Genomic DNA, 19305 nt, shown 5'->3' with positions numbered 1-19305 from the left:
GAAGAGTTGGTTGATTGGTCAGACTCACCCGGATCATCACCTGCCAGTAAACAAAGGCACAGGTGTTTCTGTGGATGATAGTTTCTCCATGGTTGATATCCAGGCTAATCACTGTACTACAGGTCAGTTTAAAGGCATTGTCGATCCAAATCTGACACCTGCTAGCAAAATGACTGTACAGAACCTGCGAGCTTCTGGTCGCTAAGGAATAACTCCTGCTTGGTAAGCCTACCCCCTTCAAAGGCTTTCCTAGCAGGTTTTAAACCTTCAGGTGAATTTCCCCGGGCTTAGCCCGGGGTTTTCGTTTAAGGTGGGCCAATAACCTATAACCGGTAACCTATGATCGATAAGGTGATGATATGAAAATTGCAATCTGGGGAGCGGGTGGCATCGGCTGCTATTACGGTGCGCGTTTGCAGATGGCAGGCCATCAGATAACTTATGTTGCCCGTGGAGAGCATCTCAAAGCGTTGCAAACCAATGGCTTAAACGTAGAGCATGAAACCCTTCAGTTTCATGGTCCGGTTAATGCCTGGGATCAGTCTGAATGGATGGAGCTGTTCAGTTGTGATCACTTTGATCTGATCATCATTACTCTTAAAGCAAACGTAACCTCAGAGGTCATGCAGCAGGCCAAAGCATGGTTAGATCAAGGAAAGTGCCCAATTCTATCTCTACAGAATGGTGTAGAGAATGAGCAGTTAATTGCTTCTGTAGTTGGGGAGGAGCGCACACTTGGTGGTTTAGCTGTTCGTATCGGTGGGCATATCCTTAAGCCAGGATACGTTGAAGCCAGAGGTGTGGCACAAATTGTTCTGGGTGAATGGCCGGTTAAGAATGAACAGAGTGAACTCGGTTGTATTGCTGATGATTTGGTCACGCTGTTTAATGATGCTGAAATACCGACAACTTTATCTTCTGATATTCGCCGAGAGCTGTGGCGTAAGCTGTTGATCAACAATGGTGTAAATCCACTATCAGCCCTGACGGGATTAGATACCCGGAGTCTGACTCGCAACTCCGCCTATAAAAAAGTGGTTTATAAAATGATGCAGGAAGCGGCATCTGCAGCAAAGGTTGAAGGTGTTTCTATCACCGATACCGATGTGGATGAGATGTTTAAACTGATCAGCGAATTTGATGCGATCAAAACTTCTATGTTGGTTGATAAGGAGAAAGGCCGCCCACTTGAACTGGATGGTATCTGTGGTGCAGTCATTCGAAGATCAGCTGAACCGGAACAGTCTCTGATGACAGAATTCATTAATGAGTTACTTGTGAATAGTTAAAAATCGAGTAGGTCGATTAAGGTTCATTAGCAGCATGCATTGTTGAGATCACTTTTGAATAGTGGCCCTTTAAGTGCGCTGGTAACCACTGGCTATAAGATGCTTCGATCACCTGTAGTGCTTCACGGGTTTGTACTAGCTCCGCTATCTGTCTAAATAACTCGTCGTTCCATTCACCTTTAGCGCATCCCACGTGAACTTTGCTGATGCTAGGGCTATTGTTGATTTTTACAAAATATAGCGGTGCTTCTATACCATATTCAGTTTTAATAAATTGAGCTTCTTCAGGTCGGGCAAGAAGCCCATCCAATCGGTTATGCGCAACGAGTTTTACCAGTCTATCCAACTCCTTCAAACCGCTCTTCATCTGAAAAATACTGTTTGGCTGATCTCTGTTCTCTGCGATGATGGAATCGATCTCTGGTGAGTAAGAACGGCCATCGTGCGCACTAATCCTTAAGGGTTTATCTAGTAATTGGCTTAAGTCGACCGGTTGAATGTTATCTACACTCAACCCGATACGCTTTAACCCTTCTTCAGAGGTAACAATGCCGTTGGCATAATTGAACATATAGGGAGCGGAGTAATCGATGAATTTCTCACGCTCTGATGTTTTGAGTAAGACGACATGGCAGATAGGGACACCTTGTTCAGCATTCTGCAGCAGCCTTTTTAAGCTCATTTCTGCGCTGACATGTTGATAGCCGGTGATATTGTCGCTGAAAAAGCGAATGATATTGTCACTGATGCCCTGATTTGAGTGGTCTCCTTTCTGAATAAAAAAAGGAGCAAAGTCAGTTCGTCCCCAGATTATCTGCTGATTTTGTTTAACTTCTGGGGAATGACTTTCTGCCTGGAGGCTAGCAGGTGCGGCTGAGATCAAAACTAATAGAAAGAAAAACTGAAATATACGCATTGCCTACACCTTCTATGCATAACTGTCAGGTAATGAATAGAAGTATAGATGAGCTACCAGGAATCTTTGGGTATTGTTAAAAATTTATCTAGAGCCCGGCTATAGTAGATCTTGGCTATCTTAGCTGAGCTTGGTTATAAGTGCCCCAACGTCAGGCGATTGTTCATTCGGTTTAAACGTTGTGCCATTTTGAGGATTATCTGATCTTTAAGCTTCTCCCGCAGAGAGATAGGGAGTTTCTCCAGTAATGCTTGATCAACTACTAGAGCGGAGCATTTCGCTGCAGCTATAACGCTGGCTGTTCTCGGTTCATTGGTGAGGAAAGAAATTTCGCCAATGATTTCGCCCGCTTTTAATTGGGTTATTAACTGCGGAGGATCGCCTTTATAGATATTGGCTAAACCGCTCATAAGAACGAAGAAACGTTTATCCAATGAGTCTTCATTCGTTAAGTGATCACCAGGTTGATACACCACAAAACACCAGTTGAAGAGGGAAAGAATCTCTTTCTCCTCTGGTTCCAGATCGTCGAATAGTGCGACTTTCTCAAGAATATCTCTTGCCTGATCAGCAGTGAGTGTTTTGTTTACTGTCATCTCTTGCTTCACCTTCAGAAGAGGGTGGGGCAGAAATAGTTTGCTCTAGGCATTGCAGAAGGTTGTTCACCTTGCTGAAGGTCTCAGCGTATTCCATATCGGCAACTGAGTCCGCTACGATTCCGCCACCTGCACCACAGTATATTTTTCCATCATCACAAAGCAGAGTTCGGATCGTGATACTGGTGTCCATTCGCCCACAAAGGCTTATATAGCCAATAGAACCGCAATAGATGGAGCGGCGATGTGGTTCCAGCTCTTCAATGATCTCCATGGCTCGTACTTTAGGGGCTCCGGTAATTGATCCACCGGGGAAACAATGTTCCAACAGGCTTACTGGCGAAAATGCATCTGCAAGCCTACCTGTTATCGTACTGACTTTGTGATGAACATTGGCATAGCTTTCAATATTAAACAGCTTAGGCACTTTTACACTGTTGTGCTCACAAACTTTACTCAAATCGTTTCTTAACAGGTCTACGATCATCAAGTTTTCAGCGCGGTCTTTTAGAGAATCTGCCAGTTCCTGCTTTAGAGCTTGATCCTCTTCGGTGTCCGCTGAACGAGGGCGTGTGCCCTTAATCGGTTTAGTGGTTACCTGCTTCTGTTTACTCTCTAGGAACTGCTCGGGGGATAGAGACAATATCTGCTCTTTTTCCGAATCCATAAAGGCGGAGTAGGGTGTTGGAGCGACTTCACGTAACTGTTTATATGCTTGCCAGGGGTCACCTGTATAGGTGCTGTCAAAGCGTTGCGTGAAGTTGACCTGATAACAGTCACCGGCATGGATATAGTCGTCCACGTTCTGCAGCTTTCTGGTGTATTCGGCCTCAGTCATATTTGGCTGAAACGGCTTAACCAACTGGAACGCATCGCAAGCAATATCAGTTTCTGATTTGAGCAGGGTTTCAATCTGATCAAGCAGTTCGTTCGCAACCTGATCAGTGGCTACCAGCGAACAAGTTTGCTTGTGGTGATCTGTAACTACAGCCCACAGATACATGCCAACGCGTAGATCAGGAAGCTGGGTATATTGTTCTGCCAGATTTGGAAGCTTTTCGATGGCCCTGCCCAGATCATAAGTAAAATGACCAATAATCCCACCTTGGAATGGCAGGTTGGGATTCTCATCAATATCTAACTGATAACGCTGATAGAGGCTATCGAGCTCTCTGAAAGGAGAAATATCAGAATCAGCACTTAACTCAAGCGTTTCGACAGGTGCGGCAGCCATGATGTCAAAACGTCCCCAGGGACATTTTGGGCGACCGCTATCCAGAAATACGGCATTGCCCAGAGGGCGAATGCGTTCGAAATACAGTTCGCTGTTGGTCAGGTAGGGCAGAGAACGTTGAGTGATCAATGGAACAACTTTCGCTTGGTTATATAAAGAGCGAATTGTAAGTAAGGCTAGTTTGAGTGTCTATCTAAAGTCGTAAGAATTACCCTATGACTAAAGATTGTCGACAAAATGTTAGCAGGTGCGACAGAATCGGCTAGAATGACCTACCTAGACAGTTAAAACGCTTATTAGAGAAACACTGTTAAATGAAACATCCATTTTCGGTAGAGCAGCGGGAGTTCCATCAGCCCGATCAGCATATTATCTACCGTATCTATAGAAACCCTGAAATCGAAACTAAACGTCGGCTTGTATTGCTTCACGGAGCGGGAGTTGCTGGTGTAGATACCTGGGATGCGATCATCGCTTTTCTGTCCCATTGGTCTGAGGTTCTGGTCCCTGATCAGCGCGGTATGGGTGATACTTACTATCCCGATCGTCTGGAACATCCGTTTACTGCACAGGAGCTGGTGGCTGACATCAATGCTCTGGTTGATCATTTAGGGTGGTGGCAGTTTGATCTTGGTGGATATTCAATGGGTGGCTTGGTCTCCCTGCTGTTCAAGCAGCAGCATTCAGACCGTGTAGGCAAGCAGTTCCTACTGGAATCAGCAGTGTTGGATCGGCCTTGTTGGGAAACTACCGTTGAGCTGCGCAATCAGCTATCTGATGCATCTATACATTTAAGGCAGAACGCTGATGTAGAGCGGGGCATTACCAATTTCCTAGATGCTATCTCTCCTAATCGCAGGGTATCTCCACAGGTGGAAAAGTTAACTGTCAGCAGATTAGGTTATCGTCCAGAGGGTTTTGCTAACGCTCTGGATTGTGTCACTAAGGCTGTTCAGCAGATTAATAGGGAACAGTTGGTAGCGGCTCAAGGCGATGTAACCAGCTTTATTGGTGGCAACAGTGTTGATCTGATGCACCAGTATCAAAGGGATCTGGCGGAACGCCTACCCAATTGGCACTACTTTATGATGGCAGGAACAGATCACTCTCTGCCATTCCAGAAACCGCGCCAAATCGCCAAAACGATGAACGATGAAATGCAGCGGTTTTTAGACAATATATAAGGAAGCAGTATAAAGGTTAGCTACTTAAACTTTTGTATTGTGTTGACAATATTTAGATGATTTCGAGTTGACTGCACGTTTTTGCAGGAGTATCGTGGCTTTAGTTCGAGATTGTCGACAATCTTCAATATTTGGTTGTTATGACAGAAAATACAGATAACAAAGCGTTTGAACCAGAAACGCGTACATTGGCTGACCGGGTTTGTGAACAGATCGTTAATGCGATTGTGATCGGTGAAATACCTCCAGGTCAGAAAATAAGTGAGCCAGAACTGGCCCGTACATACGGTATCAGTCGAGGACCACTACGCGAGGCGATGCGCCGTCTGGAAGCACTACGGTTGGTTGAACGTAAACCACATGTCGGTGCCAGAGTTGTTAATTTGTCGGCAAAAGAGCTGGTAGAAATTTATCGTGTAAGGGAAGCACTTGAAGGAATGGCTTGTCGTCTTGCAGCAGAAAATATGCCGCAAGAAGAGATAGACAGTCTGAGAGAGCTGCTTAACGAGCACGAAGAAAGTGTAGCCCAGCTTGATGGACGCTCTTATTTTCAAAAAGAGGGTGATTTGGATTTTCACTACCGAATTGTTCATGGCAGTAAGAACTCTAAGCTGCTGGAATTTCTCGGAGGCGATCTTTATCACCTGGTAAGAATGTACAGATATCAATTCAGTGTCTCCAGCTCGCGACCAAAGCGTGCGTTGAAAGAGCACCGCCAGATCATCGATGCCATAGAAGCTCGAGATCCAGAACTGGCAGAGATGCTCATGCGACGCCACATCGGTTCAGCGCGTAAAAATATAGAAGGCAAACTGAATGCAGCAACCGAAACCAGAGGTGAATAACATGTCCAATAACCTGTCTGCCGGTGCACGTTTTCGTAAAGCACTTGCTGAAACAAGCCCACTTCAGATCGTAGGTACTACTAACGCTTATCATGCAATGATGGCTGAGCGCGTTGGCCACAAAGCGATCTACTTGTCTGGTGGCGGTGTTGCAAACCACTCTTACGGTCTACCTGATCTGGGTATGACTTCAATGAATGATGTACTGGCTGATGTTAGCCGTATCACGAGTGCTGTAGACACACCACTAATGGTGGATATTGATACAGGTTGGGGTGGTGCATTTAACATCGCTCGTACAATCAAAGAGATGACAAAAGCAGGTGCTGCGGCTGTTCATATCGAAGATCAGGTTGCGCAAAAGCGTTGTGGTCACCGTCCTAACAAAGAGATTGTTTCTCTGGAAGAGATGGTTGATCGCGTTAAAGCGGCTGTTGATGCAAAAACTGATGATGATTTCTTCGTAATGGCACGTACCGATGCATTCCAGATGGAAGGTCTGAACGCTGCGGTTGAGCGTGCTCAGGCATGTCTGGAAGCAGGTGCTGACGGCATCTTCGCAGAAGCTGTACACACATTAGATGACTATAAAGCATTTTCAGATGGGATTAACGGTGCGCACCTACTCGCGAATATTACCGAGTTTGGTGCTACACCTCTGTTCAATACTAAAGAGCTGGCAGAAAACGGTGCAACTATGGTGCTGTACCCACTGTCTGCGTTCCGTGCGGCAAACAAGGCTGCTTTGAATGTATACGAAGCTCTACTGAATGATGGTGACCAGAAAGCCGTTGTAGATACTATGCAAACTCGCATGGAACTATACGATTTCTTGAACTACCACGACTTTGAACAGAAGCTAGATGGCTTGTTTGCTGAAGGCAAAAATAAATAAGTCGGCGGAGTTCGACAGTTAGAGCATTAAATCAATATACGAAATAAGTGGGTCACATTTCCAAAATAAGAGCCCACACATAGGAAAAAACAGGAGCACACTATGGTCGATAAAAAACTGGGTGGAGCTGGTCTACGTGGTCAGTCTGCAGGTGAAACGGCACTGTGCACCGTAGGTAAAACCGGCGCTGGTCTGACCTACCGTGGCTACGATATTAAAGAGCTGGCTGACAAAGCTCAGTTCGAGGAAGTTGCATATCTTCTGCTGTACGGAAAGTTGCCAAATCAGGCTGAGCTGGATGCTTACAAGGCCAAACTTAAAGGTATGCGCGGTCTGCCCGAAGCACTGAAAACTGTGCTGGAACAGATCCCTGCGGATGCGCACCCAATGGATGTTATGCGTACTGGTTGCTCTATGCTGGGTAACCTGGAAGAAGAGAAAGATTTCTCTGAGCAGCACGATCACATTGATCGCATGCTGGCTATCTTCCCAGGCATGATCAACTACTGGTACAACTACAGCCACAACGGTGTACGTGTAAACGTAGAAACAGACGCTGACTCTATCGCTGAGCAGTTCCTGTGGACGCTACACAACGAGAAACCAGAGCCGCTGCATGTTGAAGTAATGCACGCTTCTCTGATTCTGTACGCTGAGCACGAGTTCAACGCATCTACATTCACTGCGCGTGTATGTGCTTCCACACTGTCTGATATCCACAGCTGCGTAACCGGTGCAATCGGTTCCCTGCGTGGTCCTCTGCACGGTGGTGCTAACGAAGCAGCAATGGACATGATTCAGGATTGGAAATCTGCTGATGAAGCAGAAGCTGAAATCATGGGTATGCTGGAGCGTAAAGATAAGATCATGGGTTTTGGTCACGCCATCTACCGTGAGTCTGACCCACGTAATGCGATCATCAAAGAGTGGTCTAAGAAACTGTCTGAGCAGGTTGGTGACACTCACCTGTACGCAGTATCTGAGCGTGTTGAAGCAGTGATGTGGCGTGAGAAGAAACTGTTCTGTAACGCAGACTTCTTCCATGCATCTGCGTACAACTTCATGGGTATTCCAACGAAGCTGTTTACGCCTATCTTCGTATGTTCCCGTGCTGCGGGCTGGACTGCTCACGTAATGGAGCAGCGTGCTAACAACCGTATCATCCGTCCTTCTGCTGACTACACGGGTCCAGAAACTTCGGATTGGGTTGCTATCGAAGATCGTCCATAAGACGACACCAGACAGCGACCTACATAATGTTGGTCGCTGTCCTGATTTATGAATAACTACAAAGGTGGAGAGATCTACTTTTAAGATCCTCTCGGCCCGAATAAACCTGACAGGTTTTGCCATGAACACAGAATTCCGTAAACCATTACCGGGTGCTGGTGTTGACTACTTCGACACACGTGCTGCTGTTGAAGCTATTCAGCCAGGCTCCTACGCGAAACTGCCATATACTTCTCGTGTACTGGCAGAACAATTGGTACGTCGTTGTGAACCAGAATCACTGACCGACTGCCTGAAACAACTTATCGAAACAAAACGTACGCTGGACTTCCCTTGGTACCCAGCACGTGTTGTATGTCATGACATCCTTGGTCAGACAGCGCTGGTAGACCTTGCCGGTCTGCGTGATGCGATTGCTGATCAGGGCGGTGACCCAGCTGCAGTTAACCCAGTGGTTCCGACTCAGCTGATCGTTGACCACTCTCTGGCTGTAGAAGCGCCAGGTTTCGATCCGGATGCGTTCGAGAAGAACCGTGCGATTGAAGATCGTCGTAACGATGACCGTTTCCACTTCATCGACTGGTGTAAAACTGCGTTTGATAACGTAGATGTGATCCCAGCGGGTAACGGTATCATGCACCAGATCAACCTGGAGAAGATGTCTCCGGTTATCCAGAACCGTGACGGCGTTGCGTACCCAGATACTTGTGTAGGTACTGACTCCCACACGCCACACGTTGATGCACTGGGTGTAATCGCGATCGGTGTAGGTGGTCTGGAAGCAGAAACAGTAATGCTGGGTCTGCCATCAATGATGCGTCTGCCGGACATCGTAGGCGTTAAGATTGTTGGTGAGCGCAACCCTGGTATCACTGCAACGGATATCGCACTGGCGATGACTGAGTTCCTGCGTAATGAGAAAGTAGTTTCCTCTTACCTTGAGTTCTTCGGCCCAGGTGCAGCGACACTGTCTATCGGTGACCGTGCGACACTATCCAACATGACTCCTGAGTACGGTGCATCTGCTGGTATGTTCTACATTGACGAGCAGACTATCGATTACTTGAAGCTGACGGGTCGTGAACCTCAGCAGGTTGCTCTGGTTGAACAGTACGCTAAAGAGACTGGCCTGTGGGCTGATGATCTGGCAGAAGTTGAGTACGAGCGCGTACTTGAGTTTGATCTGTCTACGGTTGTTCGTAACATGGCGGGTCCTTCTAACCCACACCGTCGTCTGCCAACCACTGCACTTACTGAACGCGGTATTGCGGGTGACGACATGCTGGCTGCAGCTAAAGCTGAAGAAGCTGAAGGTCTGATGCCAGATGGCGCGGTAATTATCGCTGCGATCACATCTTGTACTAACACATCTAACCCACGTAACGTTGTAGCGGCTGGCCTTGTGGCTAAGAAGGCGAACGAGCTGGGTCTGGTTCGTAAACCTTGGGTTAAAACTTCTTTTGCTCCAGGTTCTAAAGTTGCAAAACTGTATCTGGAAGAAGCAGGTCTTCTGCCAGAGCTGGAAAAACTGGGCTTCGGTATCGTTGCTTACGCATGTACTACATGTAACGGTATGTCCGGTGCACTGGATCCAGTAATCGAAAAAGAAGTGGTTGATCGTGACCTATACGCAACTGCTGTACTGTCCGGTAACCGTAACTTCGACGGTCGTATCCACCCACACGCTAAGCAGGCGTTCCTGGCTTCACCACCACTGGTTGTAGCTTACGCGATTGCAGGTACAGTTCGTTTCGATATCGAAAACGATGTACTGGCTGTAGTTGATGGTAAAGAGATCACGCTGAAAGATCTGTGGCCATCTGACGAAGAGATCGACGCAATTGTTGCTAAGGCAGTTAAGCCTGAGCAGTTCAACCAGATCTACATCCCAATGTTTGATCTGGGTGACGTAGAGCGTGCTGAAAGCCCACTTTACGACTGGCGTGAAATGTCTACTTACATCCGTCGCCCTCCATACTGGGAAGGTGCACTGGCGGGTGAGCGTACTATGAAAGGTATGCGTCCACTGGCGGTACTGGGTGACAACATCACTACAGACCACCTGTCTCCATCTAACGCAATCCAGGCTAGCTCTGCGGCTGGTGAATACTGCGCGAAAATGGGTCTGCCGGAAGAAGATTTCAACTCTTACGCGACTCACCGTGGTGACCACCTGACTGCACAGCGTGCTACGTTCGCTAACCCTAAACTGCTGAACGAAATGTGCCGCGATGAAAACGGTGAAGTTAAGCAGGGCTCTCTGGCACGTATCGAGCCAGAAGGTACTGAAAGCCGTATGTGGGAAGCGATCGAAACCTACATGGATCGCAAACAGAACCTGATCATCGTTGCCGGTGCTGACTACGGTCAGGGTTCTTCACGTGACTGGGCTGCGAAAGGTGTACGTCTGGCGGGTGTTGAAACGATCGTGGCTGAAGGCTTCGAGCGTATCCACCGTACTAACCTGGTGGGTATGGGTGTTTTGCCAGTTCAGTTCAAAGATGGCGATACACGTAACACTTACGCTATCGATGGTACAGAGACTTTCGACATCGAAGGTGATATCTCACCACGTTGTGATCTGACTCTGATCATCAACCGTGCAAACGGCGAGAAGGTTCAAGTCCCTGTAACCTGTCGTCTGGACACAGCTGCTGAAGTACATGTGTACAAAGCAGGTGGTGTTCTGCAGCGCTTCGCTAAGGACTTCCTGGAAGGCGCTTAAGAAGTAACGCTTTAACTGTCATCCTTGCTTTAGCAGGGATGACGAAAAAGCGAGCTGAACCGATAGGCGTTGTTTGCAAATCCGTTACCCTGCAAGGCTCACTGCGGGGTGACACCCACCCAACCTTTATGGTTTAAAAGTCGAGCAAACAGCGCCCATCACCTTTGAAAGTTTTTACTAATGATTATTGCCAGAGTGGATAGCCGCCAAAGAGCGGGTTAGAAAGCAGAATAGTAATCATCACTGAAAGTTTTCTTAATCGTAATGTTTAACGCTCATTACAAAGTAAGCATTACACAGTAAGAAAGGATAGATAGATGTCGAACGTACCACAGATTAAAATCCCAGCGACTTATATTCGCGGTGGAACCAGTAAAGGTGTTTTCTTCCGTCGTCAGGACCTGCCAGAAGCAGCGCAGGAGCCAGGTGAAGCACGTGACAAGATTCTTATGCGTGTCATCGGTAGTCCAGACCCTTATGGCCAGCAGATTGACGGTATGGGTGGTGCGACATCAAGTACGTCTAAGACAGTTATTCTTGATAAAAGCTCAGAGCCAGATCATGACGTGGATTACCTGTTTGGTCAGGTAGCGATCAACAAAGCCTTCGTAGACTGGTCTGGTAACTGCGGTAACCTGACAGCAGCTGTAGGCGCTTTTGCAATCAGCGGTGGCCTGGTTGACCCAGAGCGTATCCCTGAAAACGGTATCTGCACCGTACGCATCTGGCAGAAGAACATTAAGAAAACCATCATTGCTCACGTACCTATCACCAACGGTGAAGTTCAGGAAACCGGTGATTTTGAACTGGACGGTGTGACGTTCCCAGCAGCAGAAGTTGTGATCGAATTTATGGATCCAGCTGACGGCGAAGGTTCCATGTTCCCAACAGGTAATCTGGTTGATGATATGGAAGTACCGGGCATTGGTACTTTTAAAGCAACCTTCATCAATGCGGGTATCCCAACCATCTTCGTTAATGCGGATGAGATCGGTTACAAAGGCACTGAGCTGCAGAAAGATATTAACGGCAACGCTGATGAGCTTGAGCGCTTTGAAACTATGCGTGCTTATGGCGCGGTTCAGATGGGCCTGATCAGTGATATCTCTGAAGCAGTTGCCCGTCAGCACACACCTAAGATCGCTTTCGTTACACCGGCTACGGCTTATGAAGCATCCAGCGGTAAGCAGATCTCAGCAGACGATATCGATGTCTGCGTTCGTGCGCTTTCTATGGGTAAACTTCACCATGCCATGATGGGTACAGCATCGGTTGCTATTGCTACCGCAGCAGCTGTTCCAGGTACTCTGGTAAACCTTGCTGCGGGTGGCGGTGAGCGTGAAGCGGTTACCTTTGGTCACCCTTCAGGAACACTGCGTGTTGGTGCAGCGGCTGAAGAAGTAAATGGTGAATGGACTGCTAAGAAAGCGGTAATGAGCCGTAGCGCACGTGTCATCATGGAAGGTAATGTTCGTATCCCAGGTGATACTTTCTAAGCAACTTTTTACTGGCTTTTATTTCCAAGTTTTTTCGCCTTAGCTGAAGTCACTTGGATCTAAGAGTTGGAGAGCGTTAAGTAAAGCTGTTTACCTATCAGAATAGTTTTATAGCTCTTCCTTAAACCCCACGCTAATGCGTGGGTTTTTTTTGTCTTTTTTTCGCTGCCAAAAACTAGCCTGTATTAGCCCATCAACAGTGATTAGGTTAAGCTCAATGTATCTAGGGCCCTTTATGCCCTCAGCTTCGTTATTATTCGCTTATTTAGAATAACTAAACTACGCTCATACTGCCTTGTTGAGAGCAAAAGTTGAGAACAAAAATAGCCTCCTGCAGGGGCGATGAAATTAGTGTTAACAGGCCCTCGCATTGGATTAAGGAAAGCAGCAATGTCGATCGTACTTTATGGCTCCTCCCCATCGCCCTATGTTCGCAGGGTGCGTATGCTACTGGATCGTGTTGATTATCGTTTTGAAGCAGTGGATGTTTACGATGATGATAAACGTTCCGCTTATTCTGCCATTACCCCCATTCGTAAGCTCCCCGTATTAATGGATGGTGAGAAAACCATTTTTGACTCCCATGTGATCTGTGAGTACTTGCGCAGAGAGCTGGGTTTGCCTGAGTGGAGTTTTGAACAGCTGAATCTTGTTAGTGCTGTGGATGCTGTCAATGATGCTTTGATCATTATGTTTCTTGCTACTCGTTCAGGAATTGAAACCAGTGATGACAAATTGATGTTCAAACTCCAGCGGGAGAGGATTCCTATCTCTCTGAATTGGCTGGAGGAGCAGGCAAAAGCAGGTGGTTTTGACGAGTGGCATATTGCAACCATTGCCCTTATCTCTCTAATGGACTGGGCTGAGTTCAGGGGTTTATATGATTTTTCAGAATATCCCGCGCTGCTGGAAGCCAGAAATTTACATCAGGAAAGAGCAATTGTCAGGGAGACCTACCCGCAATAATTTGTTTCCGGTTTTTTGCTTTGATATAAGCTACTCTATAGATAATTCGTTGTTCCGAGGAAGCTAACTATATGATCACAATGGATTTAACTCCTACCCAAGCGCGTGTAATCGGTTGCCTGATTGAGAAAGAGATCACCACGCCAGATCAGTACCCACTCTCACTAAACTCTCTCACCAATGCTTGTAACCAGAAGAGCAACCGTGAGCCGGTTATGTCTCTTGAAGAGCTGGATGTACAGAACGTGCTGGACGAGCTGCGTGATAAACGCCTGATTCGTGAAGAAACGGTTGGTAGCCGCGTTGTTAAATACAAACACCGCTTCTGTAATACCGAATTCAGCGACCTGCAACTGACTGCACAGGAGTTGGGGGTTGTTTGTGTGATGCTGCTGCGAGGCCCACAAACGCCCGGTGAGCTACGTACCCGTACTAATCGCTTATGTGAGTTTGACGATGTTAAAGAGGTTGAACAGATTCTGAGTCGCTTAGCCGATCGTCCATCGGGTGCATTGATTGTGAAGCTGCCCCGAGAAGCGGGTAAACGAGAATCACGTTATGCGCATCTGTTCTGCGGAGAGGTGGATATTCCTGAAGTAACGGAAGACTCAGCAACCCCTAGTGGCGGTAATGACCGTATTGCTGAACTGGAAAACCGTGTTGCTGAACTTGAGCGAATCATTGATGAACTGAAGGCCCAGTTGTAGATATCACAGCAAATAGTTAATGAACAACTAGTGCTTAAATCGCGATGGGGAGATCGCATCGCTCCATCAGACTCTGCTTTCTTTGCTGTTGAGGCGTGTCCTCTATGCCCTACGGGGATCACGCCGATTCGCCTGATGCCTATTTTTGATAGTAGCTAAGGAACATCGCTGCCGTTTCCTGAACCAGATGTTCCTTTTCCTTTTGATCGGGTAGGGGGGCTATCTGCAGTAGTTGAGGCCAGAAGAAACTGCCTTTGATCATGCCATGCAGTTGATTGATCGCAAATTCCATATCCACCGGTTTCAGCTTGCCGGATTCAATTGCAGAGTTTAACCAGCGTTTTAGTGCAGACTCCTGCTCTGACATACGCTCAATCTCTTGCTTCAGCGCTTCTGGATGATAGAAGAAGTGCCCCATTGCCACTCGGGCCAGATCGATATATTCCTGAGTGGTAATTACCTCAATTTCCGCCATCAATAGTTGGGTGAGCTGCTCCTCCAAACTGCCTTCAGCAGAAAACTCTACATCTGATCCTTGTATAGCCTTCTGCCACATCTCTCTAATCAGATGCATCACCAAAGCTTCTTTGGATTCGAAATGGTTGTATACCGTACGTTTTGAAACTTCGGCCAGCGCTGCAAGCTGATCCATGCTGGTGCCCTGAACACCGTACTCCTTAAATGCCTTATGGGCAGCATCAAGGATAGCCTGTCGTTTCTGTTCGCTACGAGTGAGTTTCTTTTCAGTCATGGATTCAAAGCCAGAGCATTAGGTAAAGATAAGTAAATTTTACACTGAGTGGTTTACTTTTTAAAATATTTAAATAAACTACACCGTATAGTTTACTTTTGGTTATGAATATATCTAGTTGTTAATTAGCTTATGAAGTTTAAAAGAATAGGCCTTAAGCAGGCTGTATTACTGGGTTTAATAGGAGCGTTAGTTATGTCAGTTGTTGCGTCAGGTTGTTCTACAGCAGAAGTGAAAGAAGAGAAAATGCAAACAGGCAATGGCGAGACAGGCGCTCCTCTCTCTGAGGGCAAGTTCAGCAACACCGAGATTAATTACAGCAACTCCTTCAGTAAGATCTGGGACATATCTGCTAAATATATGAAGGCCAAGCGTCAGGAGCCACAGCCCAAACAGCAATTGCCAGTATCCAGAATAAATACCTCCGATCTGGGGAGTGAGACAGGCCCGGTGCTTTATCGCTTGGGGCATTCAAGCATTCTGATCAAACTGGATGGGGAGTTTATTCTGACAGACCCCGTGTTCAGTGACAGAGCTTCTCCGGTGCAGTGGGCTGGACCAAAACGCTTTCATAAAACACCTATCAACATTGAAGAGTTGCCACCCATCAAAGCCGTTGTGATCAGCCATGACCATTACGATCATTTGGATAAAGATGCCGTGGTAAAACTGGCTGATAAGGTTGAATGGTTTGTCACACCACTGGCAGTCGGAGAGCGTATCGTAGAGTGGGGTGTCGATGCAGATAAGGTGATTGAGAAGGACTGGTGGCAATCAGTTGAACTCGGTTCGATCACGCTAACGGCCACACCCACACAGCATTTTTCTGGTCGAGGTTTATTTGATAAAGACAAAACTCTTTGGGCTAGCTGGGTGATAAAAGGAGTGCAGGCAAATCTGTATTTTAGTGGTGACTCTGGTTACTTCGGCGGCTTTAAAGAGATAGGCGAGCGTTACGGACCTTTTGATATCACAATGATTGAAACAGGTGCGTATAACGAACTCTGGTCGGAAATTCATATGCTGCCCGAGCAAAGCGTACAGGCGCATATCGATCTGAAAGGCAAAGCAATGCTGCCTATCCATAACAGTACCTTTGATCTGGCGTTGCATGATTGGTTTGAGCCACTGGAAGAGGTGAAGCGCTTTAGTGAGCAACACAAAGTTAAATTACTTACCCCGATTGTTGGGCAGAAGGTTAAAGCGATTGAACCACAACAAACCGTTGCCTGGTGGCGCGGCATGATGCCTGTAGAAGATGGATCCCAACCGATGTTGGCGGCAGGTTCTACCAGTAATTAGTTTGTTTCCCCCTCCAGCAAAATAGCAAAACAGGGATGTTCTTTTTTGCTGTTTTTCTTTTCTCATTTTCCTTTTATTCCTTTCCCTTAATAGGGGAAAGTCCAGCCTGATTCAGTTAAACTGCACGCCTAAATGGAAATGTGTCATTAGCTGCACATACTCACCAAACTGATTTTAAGAAGTAATATCCTATGTCTCTTCCTCCATGTCCGAAATGCGAATCTGAATATGTTTACCAGGATCAGGAAATGCTAATCTGTCCTGAATGTGCCTATGAATGGAACCCTTCGGAAGTTGCTGAAGAGGAAACTCTTAAGATCAAAGACGCCAATGGCACACTGCTGCAGGAAGGGGACAAGGTTACCTTCATCAAAGATCTTAAGGTTAAAGGCAGCTCTCAGGTGCTCAAGATTGGCACCAAAGCACTGATTCGTCGCATGGTTGAAGGCAAAGATCACCAGCTGGACTGCAAAGTTGATGGAGCGGGTGAGATGATGATAACTGCGCAGTTTGTTAAGAAGGCTTAAAACCAGGGGCTAGTAGCGAGAACGCCCCTTTCTGGAGAAGGGGCTGCTAGGTGTTAGAAATTAGTAGCTAGGAAAATAGAAGTATTCGCTTAGTTACTTTACTCAAGCGCTCCATTTTTCGATAGAAGGGTATAAATACCTTCAGCCATATCCGCGTAGCCTTCTTTATTGAAATGAATCGAGTCAGACTTTTTAGAGGGGCTGCGCATAAGGTCTGCTACGAGGCTCGGTTCAAAAGCCAGATCATATTTCTCTGCCAGCTCACTATAAAAAGGGGCTGAGTCAGAGAATAAACTTTTCTCCGGCACACCAATCAGAACAACCTGAATATCCCGTTCAAGGGCGAACTGGATCATATGATCAAGGTTGCGCTCAATTTTTTCATAATTCCGGTTTCTCAGAATATCGTTACCACCTTCCAGCAGTATAAGCAGGCTAGGGTTATGTCTATCAATAACCTTTGGCAGCCTGACTACACCTTCGTTGGTGGTTTCACCGGATATGCCTGCATTAACAACTTCTAGGCCAGACAATCTGGCAAGAACGCTAGGGTAACTACTCGATTTATCAGTGCCCACACCCGCGGTTAAACTATCACCGAAGGCAACGATCACATCACCGCTGCTGAGACTGTTGAGTTTCGGAGAGTCGCACCCTGCTAATAAGAAAACTAAACAAGTTGCTAAAAATAATCTGAGAGTTTTAAGCATATATTGAGTTTAGATAGTGATTCGTTGGAAATAGGGTATCTGGTAGTTAGATTCGATCAAGAACTGACTTCAATATACCACTTCGGTTTCATTCGTCCGAAGTCAGTACGGATATTGTTTTTTAACGCTTTCTTGGAATCTAGCACATATTCTTTATCGTCTTCTCTCACAAACACAACCCAATGCCAAAACGGCTTGCCCTTCTCGAGATGCCATTTGATGGATAGCAGTGCGCAATTAGGCAGCTTGTCCCAACCTTCAAATTTGAGCTCTTCTGGGGATGTGGCGTAACCGAGTTTATTAAGCAGTTTTCTAATATGGGCTGTGCCTGACCACAGTTCTTTATCATCAGCAGTGATACCCAGGGCATTGGCAATTTGCTTGGCTTCTTCATACGACAAGCCAGCTATCGCTGCAGAACTTGCAATAGCGCAGCCTGCGATCTCTTGTTGGATTACGGGTTTCATGATGAGTAGCTTAACTCTTACGCTGGGGACGATTTAAAAGGGGCTGGCCTTTTCATGAGTTCCCTTTAATGACTTTTTGGTGCAGGTTGCCAGTCCCACCATTCATGTTCACCATCTGCTCGCACTTCTTGCAGCCTGTAGACAACCCAGTCAATATGAATCGTATTATTTTCATCGCGCCAGTGCGCTTCTATGGATGGAGGTATTACCGCAACAGCATTTTTATCTTCATCAGGCTGTATCGATATGCCTTCGTTAGGATCGGTTTTTATAACGCGACCACTAAATTTGTTTTCATGCAGAACGGTAGACTTGTCTGTATCAAAGTATTTGATCTGAACGTGAATCGTTTCGTTGATCAGGTCGTTTAAAGCTAAATCTTTCATAAGTTTGCTATGTGCTTTTGCTGATTTGTTTAGCGCGATCATTTGCCAATTTAAAAGGGTGCTGATCTGTTTAATGCGTTTGTCCTCTCGGACTCTGTTTATCCCTTTTCCCTGTTTGAGCTAATTTTTAGCTTTGCTTTGAACCGCCTTAAAGAAAAACGTCTGCATTAAACGTGCTGTTTCTGGCGTAGTACCGAAGCCATGCCCTGCACGATGCAGAACATTTTCCCGAAATAGCACCAGGCGGTTGAATCGATTTTCAATTGAGAGGGCAAGCTCAAATTGATCTGTATCTTGCTCGTATTGGTCACCTTCTGGGGCAATACAAAGGTTAGTTTTTTTATTTTTCCAAATTGTTGTGCCGTGTTGTTTGGGTGCTTCCGGAGATAAATAAACTAAGCCGCTCCAGCCTCGTGGCACTACATCACCCTCTCTATAGTGGTGATGAATGACGCGATGAACATTCTCACCAGCTTCGTATTGAAGGTGAAATGCACCATTCCACCAGTCACCTAAGGTATCCCAGGTATCAGTGACAATGTGCTCATCAATAACCCTGCTAAGTAAATCGCGAACTTCTGGTGTTGAGTGGCGATAACCTGATTGAGGGTTTTTAACCGTTGTTCCCAAATATCGCAATATTGCTGAGGATTCCCAAACAATTTTTGGATCATCATATTGTGCGGCGATTTCTTCACCAACTTGTTCTGCTAGTGGTGGTTTGTATCGAAAAAACTTATTTTTTAGAGCAAGTTCTCTGACAGCGATTGGGTCCGGGTAAAAATCATCGCAAACAATAATGAATGGTCCCGTGTTTTCACTATCTGCTCTTTCTGGATCGTAGAATAGTTCTGTGTGTGTATTTAGCTCATCTACAGAAGTGAATATAGGTTGCATGATTTCGTGTCTCGTTAACGTCAAAAACAAGCGCTTATTAAGCGTTAGATTGCTTTTCTTGTTGTGTTTTATATAAAGGGCAATTCCTAAAAACTTACTAGGTTCCCTAGATAATGTTACCTGCTGAACTTTTATTCTCAGTGAGCTTCAAGAGAAGGACCAACAGTGCTAATTCCATAGAG

Annotated in this window: 19 protein-coding genes and 1 pseudogene; 12 read left to right on the top strand and 8 right to left on the bottom strand. The window is 46.3% G+C overall.

The genetic code is table 11. The annotated features are described in order from the left end of the window. Positions 1-205 (top strand): annotated as a pseudogene (locus GY843_RS14140) (DUF1329 domain-containing protein); the annotation flags it as partial. Between the two features lie 154 nt (positions 206-359). Continuing rightward, positions 360-1289: a 2-dehydropantoate 2-reductase gene (locus GY843_RS14135; RefSeq protein WP_297310577.1), complete on the top strand. Its 930-nt coding sequence runs from the start codon at positions 360-362 to the stop codon at positions 1287-1289. Positions 1290-1305: 16 nt separating this feature from the next. Here the strand turns inward: GY843_RS14135 and GY843_RS14130 are convergent, their stop codons facing one another. From GY843_RS14130 to pabB, 3 genes are all read right to left on the bottom strand, one after another. After that, positions 1306-2205 (bottom strand): TIGR02285 family protein, encoded by a 900-nt coding sequence (locus GY843_RS14130; protein WP_297310576.1) that lies wholly within the window; start codon positions 2203-2205, stop codon positions 1306-1308. Between the two features lie 134 nt (positions 2206-2339). After that, positions 2340-2801, bottom strand: a complete 462-nt coding sequence (locus GY843_RS14125) for a Crp/Fnr family transcriptional regulator (RefSeq protein ID WP_297310575.1) — start codon at positions 2799-2801, stop codon at positions 2340-2342. Then, positions 2773-4164 carry an aminodeoxychorismate synthase component I gene (pabB, locus tag GY843_RS14120; RefSeq protein WP_297310574.1) on the bottom strand — a complete coding sequence of 464 codons (1392 nt, stop codon included), beginning with the start codon at positions 4162-4164 and terminating at the stop codon, positions 2773-2775. Before pabB ends, GY843_RS14125 begins: the two co-directional genes overlap by 29 nt. A 185-nt stretch (positions 4165-4349) precedes the next feature. Here pabB and GY843_RS14115 point away from each other — a divergent pair, with 185 nt between their 5' ends. From GY843_RS14115 to GY843_RS14080, 8 genes are all read left to right on the top strand, one after another. Next, on the top strand, positions 4350-5219 hold the full coding sequence (locus tag GY843_RS14115; protein WP_297310573.1) for an alpha/beta hydrolase: 870 nt from the start codon (positions 4350-4352) through the stop codon (positions 5217-5219). A gap of 140 nt (positions 5220-5359) precedes the next feature. Further along, complete coding sequence (locus tag GY843_RS14110) at positions 5360-6064, top strand: GntR family transcriptional regulator (RefSeq protein WP_297310572.1); 705 nt, start codon at positions 5360-5362, stop codon at positions 6062-6064. A 1-nt stretch (position 6065) separates the two neighbouring features. After that, a complete protein-coding gene (prpB, locus tag GY843_RS14105; RefSeq protein WP_297310581.1) occupies positions 6066-6959 on the top strand; it encodes a methylisocitrate lyase in 894 nt (297 codons plus the stop codon). A 102-nt stretch (positions 6960-7061) separates the two neighbouring features. Next, positions 7062-8189 (top strand): 2-methylcitrate synthase, encoded by a 1128-nt coding sequence (gene prpC, locus GY843_RS14100; RefSeq protein ID WP_297310571.1) that lies wholly within the window; start codon positions 7062-7064, stop codon positions 8187-8189. Positions 8190-8310: 121 nt separating this feature from the next. Further along, a complete protein-coding gene (gene acnD / locus GY843_RS14095; RefSeq protein WP_297310570.1) occupies positions 8311-10914 on the top strand; it encodes a Fe/S-dependent 2-methylisocitrate dehydratase AcnD in 2604 nt (867 codons plus the stop codon). A gap of 317 nt (positions 10915-11231) precedes the next feature. After that, entirely contained in the window at positions 11232-12410 is a 1179-nt protein-coding gene (prpF, locus tag GY843_RS14090; protein WP_297310569.1) for a 2-methylaconitate cis-trans isomerase PrpF, read from the top strand. A gap of 390 nt (positions 12411-12800) precedes the next feature. Next, positions 12801-13376 (top strand): glutathione S-transferase family protein, encoded by a 576-nt coding sequence (locus GY843_RS14085; RefSeq protein WP_297310568.1) that lies wholly within the window; start codon positions 12801-12803, stop codon positions 13374-13376. A 71-nt stretch (positions 13377-13447) separates the two neighbouring features. Beyond that, positions 13448-14083 carry a YceH family protein gene (locus tag GY843_RS14080; RefSeq protein WP_367183852.1) on the top strand — a complete coding sequence of 212 codons (636 nt, stop codon included), beginning with the start codon at positions 13448-13450 and terminating at the stop codon, positions 14081-14083. A gap of 139 nt (positions 14084-14222) precedes the next feature. Here the strand turns inward: GY843_RS14080 and GY843_RS14075 are convergent, their stop codons facing one another. Next, entirely contained in the window at positions 14223-14834 is a 612-nt protein-coding gene (locus tag GY843_RS14075) for a TetR/AcrR family transcriptional regulator (protein ID WP_297310567.1), read from the bottom strand. Positions 14835-15029: 195 nt separating this feature from the next. On the opposite strand from GY843_RS14075, the gene GY843_RS14070 reads away from it, so the two are divergent. Next, positions 15030-16136 (top strand): MBL fold metallo-hydrolase, encoded by a 1107-nt coding sequence (locus GY843_RS14070; protein ID WP_297310566.1) that lies wholly within the window; start codon positions 15030-15032, stop codon positions 16134-16136. A gap of 191 nt (positions 16137-16327) precedes the next feature. Beyond that, entirely contained in the window at positions 16328-16663 is a 336-nt protein-coding gene (locus GY843_RS14065; protein ID WP_297310565.1) for a zinc ribbon domain-containing protein YjdM, read from the top strand. A gap of 98 nt (positions 16664-16761) precedes the next feature. Here GY843_RS14065 and GY843_RS14060 read toward each other — a convergent pair whose 3' ends face one another. From GY843_RS14060 to GY843_RS14045, 4 genes are all read right to left on the bottom strand, one after another. Continuing rightward, on the bottom strand, positions 16762-17277 hold the full coding sequence (locus GY843_RS14060) for a GDSL-type esterase/lipase family protein (protein WP_297310564.1): 516 nt from the start codon (positions 17275-17277) through the stop codon (positions 16762-16764). 152 nt (positions 17278-17429) lie between these two features. After that, positions 17430-17840 (bottom strand): hypothetical protein, encoded by a 411-nt coding sequence (locus tag GY843_RS14055; protein WP_297310563.1) that lies wholly within the window; start codon positions 17838-17840, stop codon positions 17430-17432. 65 nt (positions 17841-17905) lie between these two features. Beyond that, positions 17906-18226, bottom strand: coding sequence for a hypothetical protein (locus GY843_RS14050; protein ID WP_297310562.1), 321 nt, complete (start codon positions 18224-18226; stop codon positions 17906-17908). Positions 18227-18346: 120 nt separating this feature from the next. Continuing rightward, positions 18347-19123, bottom strand: a complete 777-nt coding sequence (locus tag GY843_RS14045) for a DUF6445 family protein (protein ID WP_297310561.1) — start codon at positions 19121-19123, stop codon at positions 18347-18349. Positions 19124-19305 lie beyond the last annotated feature (182 nt).

The organism is Neptuniibacter sp. (genome assembly GCF_024231755.1).
Classification (GTDB): Bacteria; Pseudomonadota; Gammaproteobacteria; order Pseudomonadales; family Balneatricaceae; genus Neptuniibacter.
The sequence above is the reverse complement of the archived record's forward strand: the minus strand, read 5'-3'. Positions and strand labels throughout refer to the sequence as shown.